This is a genomic window from Methanosphaera sp. ISO3-F5 (assembly GCF_034480035.2).
Classification (GTDB): domain Archaea; phylum Methanobacteriota; class Methanobacteria; order Methanobacteriales; family Methanobacteriaceae; genus Methanosphaera.
In genome coordinates this window covers 1,605,192-1,625,028 of the sequence record NZ_CP118753.2, presented here as the reverse complement: position 1 = coordinate 1,625,028, position 19,837 = coordinate 1,605,192, and the positions used below count along the sequence as shown (strand labels likewise).

Here is a 19,837-nt window from a genome sequence, read left to right as displayed (position 1 = left end):
ACATGGCAAAACATGTAAGCTTAATGTTTGATAACAATTTTGAAGGAGTAGAAAAAGAAGTAGTAGACAAACTAGTTCAACTACAAAAAGCACTACTAAACAAAGACATAGAAAAACTAGATGAACTATTTGATGACTCATTCCTACTAATAAGAGGATCAGGAAGACAAGAAACAAAAACAGAATTCCTAAAAGACATATCAGAAGATGTTCTGCATTACAGGGAATCCAAAATACAAATACCATCAATAAAACTCAAAGAAAACAAAGCATCCATAATCACAATAGTAGACCTAAGAACATGTTTACTAGGAGTACAAAGCATATGGAACCTAGACTCAAAATTCAAACTAAGAAAAATTGATGGAGACTGGCGCTTCGTAAAATGGGACACATCATACACACCAAAAAAACACGAAGATGAATAAAAAAATAGTACTAGTGGAAAATAACATTTTCCATTCATTTAATATATTTTACCTTATTTTTATCAATCTCAGACAAAGTATGAGGTTCCAAATCAAACTCTTTAACTCCCAAAGATAAAATACCAACAATACGATACTTATTTTCTAAAGACAAAATATTTCTAACAACATCCTCAGATTTCACACCATCACCAGAAAATCTTAAATGAGACTGACACCAACAACAACCAATACCATAATAATTAGCCATTAAATCCATATAAGCCATTGCAATAGAAGAATCTTCAATCCAAGTATCCGCCTTATCACTATCAGCAATAACAACAATAGCAACATTACAACCAGCAAGCATACCAGAACCAGAAGCCTTAGATTCAGACAACTGCTTTAAAACATCTTTATCCTTCACAACAATAAACTCACAAGGCTTCCTATTACGACTAGTAGGAGCAAGTAAACCAGCCTCTAAAATCCTATCTAAAACATCATCATCAATATCCTCATCAACATAATTACGAACACTTCTTCTACTAAGAATAACATCCATTAAATTCATTTACAAATCCAACCTAATAATTCATTTTACAAATAAATATAAGACCCTCATAACTAAAAAATATTTCCAGTAATACAAATTAAACATTCACATAACTATCAATACACACAACAATTATAACTCATGACAACATCTTATTATATTTATAATCAACAAAATTATAATTTACAACAAATATTTCATCATTTATTACTTTAATAAAATATCAGATAACATACTAAAAGATCAACTATTTTTACATAAACTTTCAATCAAAAAAAAACATTAAACAATGTTTAATATTCAAAAATATACCTACACAATAAATAATATTTAAAATAAAGAACATAAACCAAATTATATATAATAAAAAGCACAAATACCTAACTGTAATAAATATAAAATATTAAACACCAAAACATTAAAATTAATTTTATTAAAAAAAAAATTTAGGAGGCAACAATACTACTAAACACAAAATATCTAACACGATAAAACCACCCTCCTTATTACATAGTGTTTCATATCCAACAAAAGAAGAAACACAAAACAGTCAACATATGACATAATAAGGAAAAAAACGAAATTAATATAAAAATAACTAAAGTTAGATTATAAAAGAAAAACTGTTTGTTTAAGTTTCACTACAATAAAAGAGGTTAAAACTATAAAATATACAGATGCATTTTTACCTCCACGAAATTTTACTTTAAACAATCAGAGCCATGTGTTGTATAAAAATTATATAATTAATAATAATTCAAATAAATTATTTATTAAAATGGATAAACAAACAATTATAATTAATGTGATATAATGAAATATAAATTTTTAATGATTATTAGTATATTTTTATTGTTATCTTTATCTGTTATTAGTGCAGAATCTTTAAATTCTACTGATCATAAATCAAACATTGATGAAGATACAATATCTGATGAAAATCAAAATGAATACTATAATAATAAAATTATTGATAAACCGGTTAATAAACAAAATTTTTCTGAAAAAAACAAAGTAATTAATAAAAGCTACAAAAATTACTATAAAAATGGTAAAGATGAAGGATATCTTACAGTAGATAATGAATCAAATCAGTTTTATGTTTTTTATAATGAGGAGAAAGAAATTACAGTATACTTAATGAAAAATGAAAAAGAGATATGGAATAAATCAGGGGATATAAAATTTAGCATAACATATTTTCCAGCACCTTGGCCTGGTAATCTTGTTGTAGATACAGTTGTTATAGGTCATTATCCATTAAAAAATGGAATATGTAAATTTAATTACACGTTACATGATGATGCATTCAATTGGGAAGGTTCATTTCCCGAAAATATACATTACGATTTTGAATATCATGATAAAATAACTAATAAAACATATGATTATAGAGTTTATCATCTTAGCTTGTTTAGAGATGAACTCTTGGATACAATTATATGGGCAGATGATAAAATTTCGGCACGTCCGGGTCAAAAAATTGTATTCAAAGCAAGAATTGTAGATAATTTCATTAATCCTGTTAAAACGGGTAGAATTGCTATAAAAATAAATGGACGTACTATAAAATCGGACATATATTTAAATAATTGTGACGAATTCAGTTATTCTTATACTATTCCTAAGAATTTCTCTGCTAAACATTATAATTTAGAATATGTATATGTGGGAAATGAAGTAAATCCTAGAGCTGTTAAAACTATTTCCTTAAACATTTTGAAAAAATCCGTTAAAATTTCAACAAAAAATATTACGGCTTATCCTGGACAAAATATTATTATAAATGGAAACGTTACACATAATAAAAAACCAATAACTGATGGGAGAATTGTAATAAAATTAAATGGTAAAACAATTAACGCAAACATTACTCCAAATAAATATGGAGAATTCAAACATATCTACAAAATACCTTCTAGTTTCAAAGCAAAAACATACAACATTACAACTATATACATAGAAAACAAAAAATATGCAAGAAAAGAAATTAACACAACTTTAACAATCAAAAAGCAAGCATCAAAAATAACAGTAAACAATATAACAAATTACCAGAACAAAACAGCACGTTTATCTATAAATATAACGGGAGTTAAAACAAAAATCAAAGCTACTAGTGGAAATGTCACAATAATAATAAGAAACAAGCAATATGTCAAAAAGATAACTAAAGGTACAACAGTATTAAACTATAAAATACCATTATCACTTAAAGCAGGCAAATATAAAATAACAATATTTTATTCTGGTGGAAAAAACTTATACAAAGCAAACACAACAACCTTTTTAACGGTTAAAGACAATACAACCATTATACAATCAAAAAATATAAAAGCAACACGGGGAAAAACTATTAAAATTTCAGCTACAATCAATGACAGTATTGGATATATAAAAAGGGGTAATGCAACATTCAAAATAAATAATGAAACTATTGGATCATGTAAAATTATTAATGGAAGTGCATCAATAAACTATAAGGTACCAGAAAGTTTTCATGGAAAATATAAATTACAAATACTAGCTAAAGGAACTTACACGGATGTTAATGAAATACAAAGAAAATTAGTCATAGATTAACATTTAACATTCCTTTAACCCTCATCTTTTTTTTTTAAAAAAACAGGTGGAGAATATTGGAAGTTTAACTTACTTCTCCTTCTGATTCAAATTGCTTATACAGTTTATTATAATAACCATCTGGTAATTCTATTAATTCTTCATGAGTTCCTACTTCAATTATTCTACCATCATCAATAACTAATATCTTATCAGCATTCTTTATAGTTGATAGTCTATGAGCAATAATAAAACTTGTTTTATTCTCTGTTAACCTGTCCATAGCATCTTGGATTAATTTTTCTGTCCTAGTATCTATACTGGAAGTAGCTTCATCCAGTATGAGAATTTTTTTATCAGACAGTATGGTTCTTGCAATAGTTAATAACTGTTTTTGACCTGCTGAAATATTATCAGTATCTTCATTTAAAACAGTATCGTACCCTTCAGGTAATTGTGTGATGAAATTATCAGCATATGCAATCTTTGCGGCACGCTTAATCTCTTCATCATTGGCTTCTAAATTTCCATACCTTATATTTTCTTTAATGGTATCACTAAACAACCAAGTATCTTGCAATACCATTCCAACCAGAGATCTTAAACTATTTTTATCATAACACTCTATATTCACACCATCTATTTTTATTTCTCCACCATCAACATCATAAAATCTCATTAATAGTTTTATGATAGTGGTTTTTCCAGCACCTGTATGACCAACTAATGCAATTTTTTCTCCCTTTTTTGCCTTGAATGTCAAATCATTAATCACTGGTGTGTCATCATAAGCAAATTCTACATGTTCGAATGATATTTCATCAGATATGTCTTTTATTTCTGAAATTGAATTATTTTCTTCAATATCTATTTCTAGGAATTCAAATATTCTTTCTGTAGCTGCTAAAGCTGTTTGCACAAGATTCATTACTCTTGTAATCTGTTGTATTGGTTGTGTGAAATTCTGGATATACTGGAAGAATGCAAGAATGTCTCCTACAGCAATACTTCTTTCTAATACTAGTATTGCTCCAAGAACAGCTATTATAACATAGGATAAGTTGGAAATAAAATTTATTACAGGTCCCATTAAACTAGAATAGAACTGGGATTTCCATTCATAGTTGTACCATTTTTCATTATCCTTTTTGAATAATTTAACAGAATCTTTTTCTTGATTAAATGTTCGTATAATGTCATGTCCACTGAATGTTTCCTCAATTTGGGCATTTATCATTCCCTTGTATACTAGTTGATCCTTATAATATCTCTGTGAACGTTTCATAATGAAACTAATAATTATAAAGGATAATGGTACAAGTATTATTGTTAATAATGTAAGCATTACGTTAATGCTTATCATCATCAAGAACACACCAATAATTGTAATTACTGCCGTCATAAACTGTAGAAATGTTGAAGTTATGCCTGTCTGTAAGGAATCTACATCATTAGTTATTCTTGATAATATGTCTCCTCTTTTATTTTTATCAAAATCTTTCATTGATAAATTATTAACTTTTTCTATTACTTTTTTCTGAGATTATAACTAACACTAGTTGATATCTGTGTTAAGAACCAACTTTGAAGGTATGTGAATACTGCACTAATCACATAAATGATTGCAGCAATAAAGAGCAGGTATGACAATGTAACTACATCTATTGTACCTGTGCCATTTATCATTAAGTTAATACCATCAAAGATTACTGTTGTGGCACGACCGATGAGTAATGGTCCTATTACTGTGAATGAAGTGCTAATTAATGCACATATAAATGTTATAAATATTTTAAGTTTATAATCTTTCAATAATGAAAATACTTGTCTAATAGCTTTTTTCATATTATTTGGTTTTGATACCATACGCCTGTCACGACGTACACGTGTATTTTCATGTTTAAGAGATAAAGACTTATCTTCACTCATTCACATCACCTATACTCTATTTGTGAAGAAATAATTTCTTGATAAAAATGACATCTTTCACGTAGTTCTTCATGTCTTCCTTTATCAACAATTTCACCCTTATTTAACACAATTATTTCATCAGCATCTTTAATAGAACTTATACGTTGTGATACTATTAAAACTGCACTATTTCGGGTAATGCTCTTCAATTTATCTCTTAATAGTTTTTCTGTAGAAACATCCAATGCAGAGAAGCAATCATCAAACAAGTAAAACTTATGTTCTCCTATGATTGCACGGGCAATGGATAATCTCTGTTTTTGTCCACCAGAAAAATTTGATCCTCCCTGTGATACTTTCATATCTAAATTATCTATAAATTCACTTGCCTGTGCATTTTCTATAGCAGTATACATTTCTTTTTCATCAGCATCCTCCTTACCCATAAGAAGGTTGGATTTTACTGTTCCACTAAACAATATTGCTTTTTGAGGAGCCAATGATAATTTTTCTCTAAGGGATTGTAAGTTATATTTATTAATATTAATATTGTTAATTAAAATTTCTCCAGAAGACACGTCCTGTAATCTTGGAATCAAATTCATAATGGTTGATTTTCCACTACCTGTTCCACCAATTATTGCAGTAGTTTTACCGGGATAGAGTTTAAAGTTGATGTTATGCAAAGTCTCTTTTTCAGCTCCTGGATAAGTATATGATACATTCCTAAATTCTAAGATTTCATGTTCCGAGGAATCTTTTATTGTTCCATCGATTATTGTTTCATCTGTTTTAAGAACATCTTCGATACGATTTGCAGATACTAGTACACGGGGTAGCATGATAAGAAATCCGCCTATCATAATAAAAGAGGCTACCATCTGGGTTGAATATTGAACAAATGCAATTAGATCTCCAGTAAGTAGTAAACCATTTAGTGCATCGAAAGTTCCAAAGTATAATATAAGTACTATCATAAGGTTAAGAATCAAATTCATGGCAGGTATAAGAATCAGCATTGTCCTATATACGTGCAAGTTAACATTATAATAATCCTTGTTCTCTTTTTCAAATCGTTGATTCTCATATTTTTGTCTAACAAAAGCTTTTATAACTGGAATACCAATTAATATTTCTCGGGATACTCTGTTAATATTATCCACAATTTCCTGTGTTCTCTTAAAATAAGGAATAACATTCCATATAACAACAATTAAGAGAATTACAACAGATATGAAAGCTAAGAATATAATCCATGAAAGGTTGGATTTGATTTCAAACACTTTAATCATACTGCCAATTGCAAGGATAGGAGCAAATAGTAATGTTCTGAACATTATCCCAAGGATGTGTTGTATTTGACTTACATCATTAGTACTTCTGGTGATAAGTGAAGCTCTGGAAAACTTGTTTAATTCATGATTTGAAAACTTAAGAATTTTCGAAAATAGTTCTTCTCTTAAATCTCTAGCATAAGATGATGAAAGAATACTTGACACATATGATACTACAATAGTGGCTAATACAGAGAAGGCAACCATTAACATCATATTCATACCAATACTGGTAATAAGGTTAAAATCAGTATTTTGAATACCCCTGTTAACAATATCTGCAGTATATGATGGTAATGTTAAGTCGCAGTATACTTCAATTATTAGAAAAATTACTATTAATATTAGTTTAAATAGTTGTCTATTAAAAATTTTAATAATGTTTTTCATAAATCACCCCCTCCATTCATTATACTTGTTTTAATCTGTTTTTCTCAAGGTTAACATTTCTTTTAATTCATCATCATTCATTTCTGTAATGAATTTCTCACCACTACTTACAGTAAGTTCTGCTAATTCTTCCTTATCCTTAATCATTTCATTAATTCTTTCTTCAAATGTACCATTTGTTATAAAACGATAAACCATAACATTATCTTTTTGTCCTATACGGTAAGCACGATCAGTAGCCTGATTTTCTACTGCAGGATTCCACCATAAATCGTAGTGTATAACATTGCTTGCAGCCGTAAGGTTAAGACCAGTTCCTCCAGCTTTTAAGGATACGATAAATATTTTTGACTGAGAATTGTTCTGGAATTTGTTTACTAACTTGTCACGTTTATTACGTGAAAGAGATCCATGTAAGAACAACACTTCCTCTTTTAATCTTTCTTCAATAAGTTTCTTCATAATATTTCCCATTTCAACATATTGGGTGAATATTAAAACTTTCTCATTAGATTCTATAATATTCTCTAATATATTTATTAACACTTCCATCTTTCCGGATTCTTCAATACTGTACTTATTGCTCTTAGTATACTGTGATGGATGATTACAGATTTGTTTTAAGGAGTTAATTAATTTCAAAACAATTCCTTTTCTTTGAATTCCATCGGATTTATCTAATTCAAGTATTAATGTGTCAAGTGTTTCCTTATATATTGCTGCTTGATTCTTAGTTAAACTACAGTAAATATCATTAGTTATCTTATCTGGTAAGTCATTAATAATGTTCTTATCACTCTTCAAACGTCTGAGGATGAATGGTTGTGTAATAAGTTTAAAGTTGTTCAAAACATTCTGATTACGTTCTTTTTCTATTGGAACAATATAATTTTCTCTAAACTTCTTTAATGAAGTAAGATAACCCTTATTAATGAAATCAAAAATGCTCCAATACTCTGATAACCTATTTTCCACAGGAGTTCCACTTAAAGCAATCTTATTTCTTGATTTAATGGACTTAACTGCAAGAGTCTGTTGGGTGTTAGGATTTTTAATATTCTGAGCTTCATCAACAACAGTTAAAAACCATTTCTGTTCATTGAACTTTTCAACATCACGCCTAATCACACCATATGAAGTTAAATAAATATCATACTCTTTATCAGGAAACTTCCTCGAAGAACCATGATAAATATAACTGGATAATGTTGGAGTAAACCGGTTAATCTCCTGTTGCCAATTTGTAAGCAAACTGGTAGGAGCAACAATCAAAATTTTACCCTTACTCAGCATTCCATTATTCTTAAGATACAAGACTGTTGTAAGAACTTGTAATGTCTTTCCAAGACCCATATCATCTGCTAGAATAGAACCAAAACCTGTTTTAATATTCTGTACAAGCCAAGAAAAACCAACTTCCTGGTAAGGTCTAAGCTGTGCATTAAGATTCTCAGGAATGTCCACGTCAATATTATTATTAAGATTTTCAAGCATATTGTTTATGTTATCATCAACTTCAACTTCAGCATAATTAATCTGCTTACTAAGAACAGCCTTAAGAAGCTCATTTTTATTTAATTTCTGTGGAAGCTTTTCAATATGTTTAATTAATGTCTTAGTCTCGTTTTCATCAAGAATAACATAATCATTAGCTATCTTAACTAATCCCCTAGATTTTTCAACTAATTCATTAAATTCTTCTATACTGCAATTAGTGCTGCCAAGAACAACCTTCCAATCAAACTTAACAATATCATTAAATGTCAGATAACTTTTTTCATTCTTGTTTGCAGCTATTTCTAAAGATAATTTAGGTTTAAATATTTTGTTAAGATTTTTAGGAAGAATAATGTTTATTCCTAGAATTTCAAATAACGGCAAAGTATCCATAAAGAATTTTGAAAACTCATCTAAATCATAATTAACTTCCTTAAAGTTAAGCATGTTATTTACGTCTGGAAATACTTCATTAATGATATAAATATCACTCAACAATTGTAATTTTATATTATCATCAATTGTTTCACTGATAACTTCCTGAATATTTTTCATACCCTTGTCATTAAGGTTAACTTCAACATCCACTTTAAATGAATCATTTTCTTCCTCATTAATTACAAGGTATAAATCATAGTCTCTTGAACTTAGTACAAACTTGGATAACCATTGATTTATAAGATTTTCATACCCTGATTCTTCAAATTTACTGAAAGTCCTTGGTTCTCCAAGAAATAGTTTCACAACACTTTTTTCATATAATTTGCTCATTGCCTGTGTTAGGCCAAATCTCTTAAATTTATGAAATAATCCGTTTATTATTAAACTAACTAATGTTATAATTTGATCTTTTCGTGATAATACACTATTATCATATGTAAGTAAGTCTTCCGGACAATTATTCGCAATACTGTTAATTATTTTGTTAATTTCTTCATCAAATACGGCTGGAATCCAGCGAATATGGTAATCCTGGTTACTCTCAAATAATTCTGGAATAATTGAATGCTTTTTAACTAATTCTAAGCTAAATTGGTAGATTGTATTTAATGTTTCAATATTTTTATTCATATTTTTATATTCTGTTTTACTTAGTTCCGTTAAAAATGTGAATAATAATTCTTCACAGGGGTATTCAGTGAGCAGCGAATCATTTCCTGTAACAATTTTATCAATGTTGTACTTATTATTTAGGTTAATTTGTAATGTTTCCCACTGATTAGGATAGTTCCATTCTTTTAGGAAAATATTATCTAAGAATGCAGTGATATCATCTACATTTTTATCAATATTAACAAATGTATGTCCAGAAAATCTATAATATGGTTCATAACCATTTGCTTCGTAGCGTTCATATTTATCAACAAACTTTTTCACAAAGCGTTCCATTGAAACATAGATACTGTTTAATACTGTTTTAAAGTTTTTTTCAAAAAATAATGGGTTATCATTTAATAAGAAAAATATGTTCTCTTTTAAATCTTTAATTCTTGAAAAATCTATTTCTTTTTCAATTGTTTCATTATCATTGTCGTAAATGAATAATTCGGATATGTTTTTTATATTGTTACTAGTAGATTTATATTCTAGTAATTTAAGTAAGTCACATCCCTGAAGTTTAAACACTTGAAATGGGTCCTTATCCACTTCATGGGATATCATATAAATTACGCCTGCAATGTGTTTGCATATGTATGCATAATCTGGACAATCACATTCAGGGTCTATGTATTCTATTGATGTGGGAAATACTTGTATTCCTTTTTCGTAAAGTGCTTCATGTAACTGTTTTGGTAGTTTATGATTTAATAATGAGGATAGGATGTACTCATTTGATTTCACGGTTTCTAGTATAGTTTCTATTTGTTTTTCATTAAATGTTCTGAAACTTATTGTTACATCATAGTAATTGTATGATTTTCCTGTTACTTTTGCTGTAACAATGTTATCATTTATTTCAATATCGTATACTTTACCAGTATTTGCATATGATTTTCCTCGGGGGATTCTGTTTGTTAGGTCAACTCCTTGTAGAGCATTTAACCAGTTTTCTCCCCACCAACTTAACCCAAATTTCATAAGTATATATTTGAATTATATTTGTTTTATTTTTTTTCTTTAAAAAAATTTTATAATGGGGTAATGTTTATGATGGTGTGCAAAAAAGGATAATAATTTTTTTTGATATTAATCAAATTATTTGGGGGGGGGGGATTATTCCATTAATTTTTCTATTCTAATTAATTCTGTAAAGCATATGCATCCAAATCCGGAGGTATATGTTTCAATATTTTCTTTTTTATCTTTATTGTCTATGCATGTTCCACCTAATGATTCACATAGGTTAGGTATGTGGTACTTGTTGATATTGGATTGTCTGGTTGCTGTTGACTGGTATTCGTCTTGTGTTACTATGCATAAATTGTTATGATAGGCATATGTTATAATATATGGATCTGCATCATCTGGACTTTCTAATGCATAATTATTAAAGTAATCAGGGTATTTGCTACGTAGTGTATTGTATGTGTCTGAAATTTCATTATCTATACTGTCTTTAAAGCAGTATTCATGATCTTTACAGAAAATTTCATCGTTTAATTCGTTTTTAACTTTATCTATGGATACTGCTGTTCCTTCTTTTAGTAGTTTGATGAAGTTTTGGTATTGGGTTGGAAAACAGTCTTTATCGTATTGTTGACCGCTTTGGAATCTGAGGAAAATATTGGTATCAATCAAATATTTTGGATTGTTCATCGTCTTCCTCCATTTAATTTGTTGATAACATATGGAATTACAGTATGTGGAATTCCCAGTTCATTTGATAAGTCTAAGTCGTTTATTAGTTCTTCATCGTATGCTTCTAGTAGTAGTTCTACGAATAGGTGTCCGTTTTGGTTTAAATTTTTTGATGCCATTGTTTTCAGGCGTTGTTGTTTATAGTTTCTTTTCTTTTTAGGTTTATCTTTTTTAGGTTCTTCTTTTTCTTCAGGTTCTTTTTCAGTTTTGTTTTCGGTTTCTTTGTTATATACTCTTTTTAGTAGTTGTTCTTCTAGTTCTTCATCGGTTAGGTAATTTAGTTTGTTTAGTCGGTATAATATGTTTTCCATTCCTACGTTATATCTTGTGGATATTATTCTGATTACTGAGTTGATATTGCTTATGTTTATTTTCTTTATTTCTTTTGCTGGGAGCAGTATTTCTGATGCGATTGAGTTACATAGTTCTTCTTCTTTTTCTCTGTTATAGTCTCCGCTTATTCCATCTTTTCCTATGAGTAAGTGTGCGTATTCGTTGAATAGTGAGAATATTTTTTCTTTATTTGAGTTTCTATTGTTTATTCCTATGATTGGTAATTTTTTGTTGTTAAATGCATATCCGTTTATGTCTTCTGGTTTTATGTTGTAGAATTTGAATATGAGTATGTTTAATGATTCAAATTCTCGTATCCAATCGTCTATTGTGTATTCATTTAGTTTTACTGCATTTATGTCTAATGATTCTTTTATTGTGGATATTATTGTTGTTTTGTTTGGTGCTTTTTCTTGGTAGTATTTGAATGTTAGGTCTTTGTTTAAATTGTCTGCTATGTCTAGTAGTAGCATTCTTTTTCGTTTTGCGTGTTTTATTTCTTTCAGTATTTCTGGGCTTGATAGTATTCGTTTGTCGTTCATTGTTCGGTAGTCTTTGATGTATTGTTCTATTTCTGGTGGTGGGGTGTTGTTTAGAAAGAGTAGTGGGCTTACATCGTATAGTTTTGCTAGTTTGTTCATGTTTTTGTAGGTTAGTTCTCCTGTGGATTCCCATTGTGCGAGGGTGTATTCTGTTATTTTTAGTTTTTTGCTTGCTGATTTTAGGGTGTAGTTTAATGATTTTCTTGACCAGATTATCCATTTGGGATTTACGGTTATGCTTTGTGACATATTTTTTTTCTCACTTTTATCTTGTTGGGATTATTTGTTATTATTGTATTTTATGTTTTTTCAACTATTTATTTTTAATATTTGATTATTATCTTTTAATTCATCATATAACTATTTCCTAAGGAAACTATTTATATTATATAAACCAAAAATATCAATAACAAAAACAAAAGTGATAAAATGGAACACATAACATTAACAAACGGTACAAAAATACCACAACTAGGATTTGGAGTATTTCAAATACCACCAGAAAACACAAAAGAAATAGTAAAACAAGCAATAGAAGTAGGATACAGACACTTTGACACAGCACAAGCATACTTCAACGAAGCAGAACTCGGAGAAGCAATAAAAGAAAGCGGAATCAAAAGAGAAGAATTCTTCATCACAACAAAAGTATGGCACACAAGCCACGGCTACCAAGAAACCAAAAAAGCATGCGAAGAATCATTAAAAAAACTAAAAACAAACTACATAGACCTATACCTAATACATCAAAACATTGGAGACATATACTCAACATGGAAAGCATTAGAAGAATTATACAAAGAAAACAAAGTAAAAGCAATAGGAGTATGTAACTTCACACCATCAAGATACGTAAACCTATCACTACACAGCCAAATAAAACCAATGATAAACCAAATAGAAGTCAACCCATTCTATCAACAAGACCAAATAGAAACATTCTACCAAAAATATGAAACAACAGTAGAATCATGGGGACCACTAGCAGAAGGAAAAAACAACATATTTAACAATCAAACACTCAAAAAAATAGCACAAAAATATGAAAAAACAGTAGCACAAATAATATTAAGATGGATAATCCAAAGAGGAATAATAACATTCCCAAAATCAACCAAAAAAGAAAGAATGACAGAAAATATCAATATATTTGACTTCGAATTAAAAGAAGAAGATATGGAAAAAATAAAAGAATTAGAAACTGGAATACCAATAGCAGACATTGATAGTCCAGAATTTGTAGAAGCAATATCAAAATATGAGGTGTAGATAAAAATGAAATTTGACTTAAATGAAGATAAAGAAGTAGTAGTATTACTAGGTGCAGGAGACATGGGATTAGCCATAATAAAAAGAATCTCAGCAGGAAAAAAAATATTACTAGCCGATATCAATGAAGAAAAACTAGAAACACTACAAAAAGAACTAACATACTCAGGATATGATGTAGAAACACAAGTAACAAATGCAATAGAAGAAGAATCAATAAAACAATTAGCACAAAAAGCAGCATCATTAGGAAAAGTAATGTACTTCATAGATACAGCAGGAGCATCACCCTCCCAAGCAACACCAGAACACATAATAAACCTAGATCTTATAGGAACATCATATGCAATAGATGAATTCGGAAAAGTCATGGCAAAAGGAGGAGCAGGATTAATAATATCCTCAATGACAGGATACATGCCATCACCACTAACAAGAGAAGACGAAAACCTATTAAGAACTACAGAAACACACAAGTTAAAAGATTTAAACTGTCTAAAAGAAGAAATAATAACTAACTCTGGAATAGCATACGTAGTATCTAAAAAAGCAAACCAACTAAGAGTACAATATGCTTCTGCAACTTCATGGGCAGAACGAGGAGCAAGAATAAATTCAATAAGTCCCGGTATAATAGTAACACCATTAGCCTATGATGAATTTAACACTTCAGGCGAAGGATACCAAAGAATGATAGATGTATGTGGAGCAAAAAGAGTAGGAACATCTGATGAAATAGCATTTGCAAGTGAATTCTTATTAAGTAACAAAGCAGGATTTGTAACAGGAATCGACTTACTAATCGATGGAGGAACCATAGCTGCCATAAATAGTGGAGTAATGGACATAGAAATCCACTAACATCACATTCAACATTTACTTTTTTTTTAACATTTTTATTTACTAGAAAATAATTTCTAATAAGACTCTTTCAACAATAGTATAATTAAGTTATTAAAACGATTAAATATATCTGAAAAATAATATAATAAAATTATAACTGAAATATACAAATATTAGAAAATAGATACTACAACTTAACAAAAAGGAGGGAAAACATCATATGAAACAAAAAATAATAAGTATATTAATAATACTCATTATACTTGGATGTGGAATAACAACACTAAATGCAGCTACAAATGAAGAAACAACCGCTAATAAGATACTAAACCAGAAAAACACAGAAGATACAAAGATACTGGTAGCTTATTTCTCAAGAACAGGAGAAAACTATAACGTAGGAAACACAGAAGTAGGAAACACGGCAATGATAGCATCATACATAAAAGAATACCTGAAAGCAGACAGCTACGAAATAATACCAGTAAACAAATACCCAATAGGATACGATGAATGCCTAGACATAGCAAAAAAAGAACAACAAGAAAATGCCAGACCAGAAATACAAAACAAAGTAGAAAACATAGACAAATACGATACAATAATCATAGGATATCCAATATGGTATGGTGATACGCCAATGATAATAAACACATTCCTGGAACAAAACAATCTTGAAGGAAAAAACATATTATTATTCAACACACATGAAGGATCACAAGATGCAGGAACATACAAGAAAATCGCAGAAAAAATGTCATCCTCCAAAGTTAACACAAACGGATTGGCAGTTCAGGGACAAACAGCAAGAACAAATGAAGGAAAACAACAAACAATTGAATGGCTAAAACAACAAGGTTACTAAGAAAATGAGTAGAAAATATGCAATGACAAAAAGAATCATCATAAACACACTACTATTAACACTAACACTAATAGAATTCTCAAAAACATACCTAATACCAGAAATACATGAAATTATTGGAATAACACTCATATTCTTAATCATAATTCACCTAATACAAAATAGGAGATACTTACAAACAAGACAAAATATCAGCATACTCAGTATAACGAACACTCTCCTACTAATAACATTCTTAGCAACAATAATAACTGGATTACTATCCAGTCAACTAATCCCAATACTAAATATACATCATATATCAACCAATTACTTACACAAAATTCTAGCATATATTACATTATTAATAATCTCAGTACACCTGGGATTAAACATTAACAAAATGATAAACAGAGCAGATAATAAAATAAAAAACAAGCACATAAAACAAGCAATATTCATAATCATGATAATACTGGGTATAATATCATTCATACAGTTAGATTATTTTAATCATCTGACAGGAAATATAGGATTCTCGGCAAATAACACTAATCTGATCATAAACATATTACAATACCTGAGTATAGTACTAGCAATTACGCTGATAACACATTATATGAACGATAATATTAAAAAACAAAATTCTACAAAAAAAGAATAGATTTAAAGTTATTCATTAACATTAAAATCTATTAAATCCCCATTTTCTTTAACTATTTTTGCAATAGATTCCTCCGCAGAGGATAATTTATCATTACAATTTTTTACTAATTGCATTGCATTATTAAATTCATCAATAGCCTCATCTAAAGGCACGTCTCCATTCTCTAATTTGTTTACAATCTCTTCTAACATTTCTAAACTTTCTTCAAAACTTAAATCATTCATTTAAATCACCTTAGTATTAACTTCTCCATCATCAAACCTAATTATAAGTTCGTCACCTTCATCAACATCTTTAACACTAGAAACAACAGTATCTTCCTTTTTAGCTATAGAATACCCTCTTTTCAATGTTAAAAGAGGATTCAAAATTTCTAATTTTCCAAGATTTCTTATAAAACGTTCCTTTTTCTTATCAATTAAAGAATCTGGTTTTCTTAAAACAGGGGAATTCTCTAACTTAAACAGTTTGTTCCTATTTTCATTAATAATATTCTTCGAAATATAATCAAAACGACCTAATAAATTATCTAAATGCATCCTCTTAATATCATAAATATGTGTAGGACTTTTAAATAACTGTTTATTGGAAATATCATCTAACCTATTCTTGTAATAAAAAATCATCTCATTAATGCTATTATTTGCCCTAATATTATACTGTTTAACTTTATCCTTTAATTCCTTAATATCTGGTACGGCTCGTTCTGCAGCAGCAGTGGGCGTTGCAGCTCTTAAATCAGCAACAAAATCACTGATAGTAAAATCAATTTCATGACCAACAGCACTAATAACAGGAGTTTCACATTCAAATATTGCTCTGGCAACTATTTCCTCATTAAATGGCCATAAATCTTCAATACTTCCACCACCACGACCAACAATTAAAGTATCCAAATCATATCCATCAGCCTTCTGTATCTGTTCAACAATCTGGAACTTAGCCAGGTCTCCCTGAACTAATGTAGAAAATACTAAAACTTCACATAAGGGATATCTTCTTTTAATGGTAGTGATAATGTCACGTATGGCAGCACCAGTCTGGGCTGTAACTACTCCAATACGCTTAGGATATCTTGGAATTTGCTTCTTATGTGACTCATCGAATAATCCTTCATCATCTAATTTCTTCTTTAACTGTTCATATGCGATATGTAATTCTCCCAGACCATCCTCGGTTATCTTTTTAGCATGTAACTGGTATTGACCATTTTTTTCATATACTTCAATATTACCTCGGATAATTACTTTCATACCATCTTTTGGCTCAAATTTAAGGTATTGTCGGAAACCATAAAACATCACTGCACTAATTTGTGAATTTTTATCCTTAAGTGTAAAATAGCTATGTCCACTAGGATATGTTTTATAATTAGATATTTCACCTCTAATATTGATGTCACTAAGTTGTTCATCCAGTTTCATCTTATTATTGATGTATCTGTTTATCTGGGTAACTGTGACAGGTTTTTCATTCATAAATTCACCTTAAATAAAATTTATAGTATAATTTATGTATTTAATATAATTTAACACTATTTTTTTTCTAATCAATTAAAAAATTAGTCTTTTATAAAAATAGGTTGGATGGGAGGTGATGTGTTTTAATAATATTTTACGAGATGATTTTTTATTATCGGTATCATATAATCCCTTTTTTTATCATATGAAAAAAATATTATCCGATAATTATTGACCATATAAACTATACTTAATAATTCTATCAGATAGTTTATCAATAACACCTGCAGGTATTCTTGTTTGAATAATATTCATAGGTAAATTATTGTCATTCAAACTATATGCACCCATATGCACTATATTTTCCTGAAAAGTTCCATTACCTTTATCTTCTTCAAGTCGAGCACTTCTAATCTGATTACTTGTAAGTGCCCTAATTTTCACACGCATCTTTTTATTATCCATTTTTATCAGAATATGTTTGGGAATATCAGTACCAACAATTTCTTCCTCGTTAACATAATCAACAAAGTCCACTGTATTGTCTTCTATTTCATTATTATCATATTCATTTTCAGATGCATTTGCTTCATGAGCATCAATAACTTTACCATCACGAACAGTAATTATCCTATCAGCTTGATTAGCCACGGCAGGATCATGGGTAACTACAATTAGTGTAACGTTACGTTCCTCATGTAATTTTTTCAACAAATCCATAATAACCTGACTAGTTTTTGTATCCAGAGCTCCGGTAGGTTCATCAGCAATAATGATGGACGGTTCATTAATTAAAGCTCTTGCAATGGCCACACGTTGTCTTTGTCCACCAGACATTTTTGTAGGATTTTGATGAATTTTATCCTCTAAACCCACACTTTTTAATAATTCCTCAGCTCTTTGTTTTTTCTTTCGATTTACACGGAGATGTTTTCCAATTAATGGAATCTGAACATTTTCGATAACACTTAAATTTGGAATTAAATTATGTAACTGAAAGATAAATCCAATCTTTTCTGAACGAAACTTGGATAAATTCTCTTTGGAATTGTTGAGGTCAATACCATCTACAATTATTCTGCCACTATCTGGTATATCTAAAGCTCCAATCATATTAAGGAGGGTGGATTTACCACTTCCTGAAGGTCCAATAATTGATACAAATTCTCCATCACGTATATCAAGGTTTATTCCATTCAAAGCTTTAGTTTCACCATTATCATAGAATTTCTTCAAATCCCTAATACTAACAATATTTGACATACTTATAATTCTCCTCCAAACTATTCATAACGTAATGCTTCTGTAGGTGATAATCGTGAAGCTTTAATAGCAGGATATAATCCACCAATAATTCCAACACTTAACGCAACAGCGAAAGCCTTGATAAATACAACTGTATTAAATATGATGGTCATATCATCACCAGTAAATTTGAACAAAATTATAACTGCCAGTACTCCTAAAACAGATCCAATAATACCAGAGAGAATGGTTAAAACAATAGATTCACCCATAATCATGGCCAATATTCTTTTTTTAGTCCAACCAACAGATTTTAATACGCCAATTTCACGAGTTCTTTCAAATACTGTCATCATCATCGTATTAATAACACCAAGACCACCAATAATTATAGCTAATGCCTCAATAGCAGTGGTTGCTGAATTAATCATACCTAAAGTATCATCAATAGTTTGTGACATTTCCTCTGTTGTAATAGTACTTAAAGTGTTATTATATTCACTTTTAATTTTATCATTAACTGTGGTTAAATTAGCATCCTTTTTTATCTTTATGGATATACTGGATATTTCTCCTTCATTGTCGGTAATGTTCTGTAATCTTTCAAGATTAGTATACATTGCACTATCATAAAATATGGATCCGGTTTCGTATATACCTGTAATCTTAAACTCATTACCATAAACGTCTATGGTATCACCGATGGTATAATTCTCTTCATCAGCAAGACTTTTTCCAACAATTAATTCATCTTTACTTTCATCAAATATGCTGCCGTTAACATTATTTATACCAACAATACTTAAATCATCCTTTTTGGCTCCATATAATGTATTACCAAAACGATTTGATTCATTAGTGTTTGATGTATCAATAACTCTACTTTCAAGCATTCCAGCAGTCTTTTCAACACCTTCTATCTTTGATAATTCTTCGATATAACTTTCATTAAGATTTCCAGAGGATGTACTCATAGAACTACCAATCTTTGTGGCAGTTATCTCTGCTGAGCCATCTTTTAATGTTGTTTCAGTAGAATCCTCTAAAGAAACTGTAATCATGCCTAAGGCAACTATGGTAGCAATACCTATTGCAATACCAACAATAGCTAGAAAGCTACGGGTTTTATTTCTAAAGGGATTCTTTAATATTAATTTAAAATAATTCATACCTTT

17 protein-coding genes are annotated in these 19,837 nt (G+C 29.4%); 6 read left to right on the top strand and 11 right to left on the bottom strand.

Features of this window, described 5'->3' with window-relative positions; translation table 11 throughout:
* Positions 1-2 precede the first annotated feature (2 nt).
* Positions 3-428: a nuclear transport factor 2 family protein gene (locus PXD04_RS18885; protein ID WP_323736371.1), complete on the top strand. Its 426-nt coding sequence runs from the start codon at positions 3-5 to the stop codon at positions 426-428.
* A gap of 34 nt (positions 429-462) precedes the next feature.
* Here the strand turns inward: PXD04_RS18885 and PXD04_RS18880 are convergent, their stop codons facing one another.
* Positions 463-984 carry a nitroreductase family protein gene (locus PXD04_RS18880; RefSeq protein ID WP_323736370.1) on the bottom strand — a complete coding sequence of 174 codons (522 nt, stop codon included), beginning with the start codon at positions 982-984 and terminating at the stop codon, positions 463-465.
* A gap of 795 nt (positions 985-1,779) precedes the next feature.
* Here PXD04_RS18880 and PXD04_RS18875 point away from each other — a divergent pair.
* Positions 1,780-3,549, top strand: coding sequence for a hypothetical protein (locus PXD04_RS18875; RefSeq protein WP_323736369.1), 1,770 nt, complete (start codon positions 1,780-1,782; stop codon positions 3,547-3,549).
* A gap of 64 nt (positions 3,550-3,613) precedes the next feature.
* Here the strand turns inward: PXD04_RS18875 and PXD04_RS18870 are convergent, their stop codons facing one another.
* The 6 genes from PXD04_RS18870 to PXD04_RS18845 all read right to left on the bottom strand — a co-directional run bounded on the left by PXD04_RS18870 (position 3,614) and on the right by PXD04_RS18845 (position 12,583).
* The gene (locus tag PXD04_RS18870) at positions 3,614-5,032 is read right to left on the bottom strand and encodes an ABC transporter ATP-binding protein (RefSeq protein WP_323736368.1); all 1,419 of its coding nucleotides are present in this window, start codon (positions 5,030-5,032) and stop codon (positions 3,614-3,616) included.
* A 23-nt stretch (positions 5,033-5,055) separates the two neighbouring features.
* Positions 5,056-5,457, bottom strand: coding sequence for a hypothetical protein (locus tag PXD04_RS18865; RefSeq protein ID WP_323736367.1), 402 nt, complete (start codon positions 5,455-5,457; stop codon positions 5,056-5,058).
* A gap of 5 nt (positions 5,458-5,462) precedes the next feature.
* On the bottom strand, positions 5,463-7,163 hold the full coding sequence (locus PXD04_RS18860; RefSeq protein WP_323736366.1) for an ABC transporter ATP-binding protein: 1,701 nt from the start codon (positions 7,161-7,163) through the stop codon (positions 5,463-5,465).
* A gap of 30 nt (positions 7,164-7,193) precedes the next feature.
* A complete protein-coding gene (locus PXD04_RS18855) occupies positions 7,194-10,739 on the bottom strand; it encodes a DEAD/DEAH box helicase (RefSeq protein ID WP_323736365.1) in 3,546 nt (1,181 codons plus the stop codon).
* 135 nt (positions 10,740-10,874) lie between these two features.
* Positions 10,875-11,417, bottom strand: a complete 543-nt coding sequence (locus tag PXD04_RS18850) for a DUF4411 family protein (protein ID WP_323736364.1) — start codon at positions 11,415-11,417, stop codon at positions 10,875-10,877.
* The gene (locus PXD04_RS18845; RefSeq protein WP_323736363.1) at positions 11,414-12,583 is read right to left on the bottom strand and encodes an XRE family transcriptional regulator; all 1,170 of its coding nucleotides are present in this window, start codon (positions 12,581-12,583) and stop codon (positions 11,414-11,416) included. The genes PXD04_RS18850 and PXD04_RS18845 overlap by 4 nt, the downstream gene beginning before the upstream one ends.
* Positions 12,584-12,763: 180 nt before the next feature.
* Here PXD04_RS18845 and PXD04_RS18840 point away from each other — a divergent pair, with 180 nt between their 5' ends.
* The 4 genes from PXD04_RS18840 to PXD04_RS18825 all read left to right on the top strand — a co-directional run bounded on the left by PXD04_RS18840 (position 12,764) and on the right by PXD04_RS18825 (position 15,954).
* The gene (locus tag PXD04_RS18840) at positions 12,764-13,603 is read left to right on the top strand and encodes an aldo/keto reductase (RefSeq protein ID WP_323736362.1); all 840 of its coding nucleotides are present in this window, start codon (positions 12,764-12,766) and stop codon (positions 13,601-13,603) included.
* A 6-nt stretch (positions 13,604-13,609) separates the two neighbouring features.
* Complete coding sequence (locus tag PXD04_RS18835) at positions 13,610-14,464, top strand: SDR family oxidoreductase (RefSeq protein WP_323736361.1); 855 nt, start codon at positions 13,610-13,612, stop codon at positions 14,462-14,464.
* 202 nt (positions 14,465-14,666) lie between these two features.
* Complete coding sequence (locus PXD04_RS18830) at positions 14,667-15,311, top strand: flavodoxin (protein WP_323736360.1); 645 nt, start codon at positions 14,667-14,669, stop codon at positions 15,309-15,311.
* Positions 15,312-15,315: 4 nt separating this feature from the next.
* A complete protein-coding gene (locus tag PXD04_RS18825; RefSeq protein WP_323736359.1) occupies positions 15,316-15,954 on the top strand; it encodes a DUF4405 domain-containing protein in 639 nt (212 codons plus the stop codon).
* Positions 15,955-15,962: 8 nt separating this feature from the next.
* Here the strand turns inward: PXD04_RS18825 and xseB are convergent, their stop codons facing one another.
* The 4 genes from xseB to PXD04_RS18805 all read right to left on the bottom strand — a co-directional run bounded on the left by xseB (position 15,963) and on the right by PXD04_RS18805 (position 19,831).
* Positions 15,963-16,181, bottom strand: a complete 219-nt coding sequence (gene xseB, locus PXD04_RS18820) for an exodeoxyribonuclease VII small subunit (RefSeq protein WP_323736358.1) — start codon at positions 16,179-16,181, stop codon at positions 15,963-15,965.
* Positions 16,182-17,435 (bottom strand): exodeoxyribonuclease VII large subunit, encoded by a 1,254-nt coding sequence (xseA, locus tag PXD04_RS18815; protein ID WP_323736357.1) that lies wholly within the window; start codon positions 17,433-17,435, stop codon positions 16,182-16,184. It abuts the gene before it with no gap.
* 210 nt (positions 17,436-17,645) lie between these two features.
* On the bottom strand, positions 17,646-18,680 hold the full coding sequence (locus PXD04_RS18810) for an ABC transporter ATP-binding protein (protein WP_323736356.1): 1,035 nt from the start codon (positions 18,678-18,680) through the stop codon (positions 17,646-17,648).
* A 20-nt stretch (positions 18,681-18,700) separates the two neighbouring features.
* Positions 18,701-19,831, bottom strand: a complete 1,131-nt coding sequence (locus PXD04_RS18805) for an ABC transporter permease (RefSeq protein WP_323736355.1) — start codon at positions 19,829-19,831, stop codon at positions 18,701-18,703.
* Positions 19,832-19,837: the final 6 nt, after the last annotated feature.

Excerpts from the sequence above, each read along its gene's own strand:
- PXD04_RS18865 (WP_323736367.1), bottom strand. The coding sequence starts at position 5,457 with ATGAGTGAAGATAAGTCTTTATCTCTTAAACATGAAAATACACGTGTA.
- PXD04_RS18840 (WP_323736362.1), top strand. The coding sequence starts at position 12,764 with ATGGAACACATAACATTAACAAACGGTACAAAAATACCACAACTAGGA.
- PXD04_RS18875 (WP_323736369.1), top strand. The coding sequence starts at position 1,780 with ATGAAATATAAATTTTTAATGATTATTAGTATATTTTTATTGTTATCT.
- PXD04_RS18870 (WP_323736368.1), bottom strand. The coding sequence starts at position 5,032 with ATGAAAGATTTTGATAAAAATAAAAGAGGAGACATATTATCAAGAATA.
- PXD04_RS18855 (WP_323736365.1), bottom strand. The coding sequence starts at position 10,739 with ATGAAATTTGGGTTAAGTTGGTGGGGAGAAAACTGGTTAAATGCTCTA.
- PXD04_RS18860 (WP_323736366.1), bottom strand. The coding sequence starts at position 7,163 with ATGAAAAACATTATTAAAATTTTTAATAGACAACTATTTAAACTAATA.
- PXD04_RS18835 (WP_323736361.1), top strand. The coding sequence starts at position 13,610 with ATGAAATTTGACTTAAATGAAGATAAAGAAGTAGTAGTATTACTAGGT.
- PXD04_RS18830 (WP_323736360.1), top strand. The coding sequence starts at position 14,667 with ATGAAACAAAAAATAATAAGTATATTAATAATACTCATTATACTTGGA.
- PXD04_RS18810 (WP_323736356.1), bottom strand. The coding sequence starts at position 18,680 with ATGTCAAATATTGTTAGTATTAGGGATTTGAAGAAATTCTATGATAAT.
- PXD04_RS18880 (WP_323736370.1), bottom strand. The coding sequence starts at position 984 with ATGAATTTAATGGATGTTATTCTTAGTAGAAGAAGTGTTCGTAATTAT.
- PXD04_RS18845 (WP_323736363.1), bottom strand. The coding sequence starts at position 12,583 with ATGTCACAAAGCATAACCGTAAATCCCAAATGGATAATCTGGTCAAGA.
- xseA (WP_323736357.1), bottom strand. The coding sequence starts at position 17,435 with ATGAATGAAAAACCTGTCACAGTTACCCAGATAAACAGATACATCAAT.
- xseB (WP_323736358.1), bottom strand. The coding sequence starts at position 16,181 with ATGAATGATTTAAGTTTTGAAGAAAGTTTAGAAATGTTAGAAGAGATT.
- PXD04_RS18885 (WP_323736371.1), top strand. The coding sequence starts at position 3 with ATGGCAAAACATGTAAGCTTAATGTTTGATAACAATTTTGAAGGAGTA.
- PXD04_RS18850 (WP_323736364.1), bottom strand. The coding sequence starts at position 11,417 with ATGAACAATCCAAAATATTTGATTGATACCAATATTTTCCTCAGATTC.
- PXD04_RS18825 (WP_323736359.1), top strand. The coding sequence starts at position 15,316 with ATGAGTAGAAAATATGCAATGACAAAAAGAATCATCATAAACACACTA.
- PXD04_RS18805 (WP_323736355.1), bottom strand. The coding sequence starts at position 19,831 with ATGAATTATTTTAAATTAATATTAAAGAATCCCTTTAGAAATAAAACC.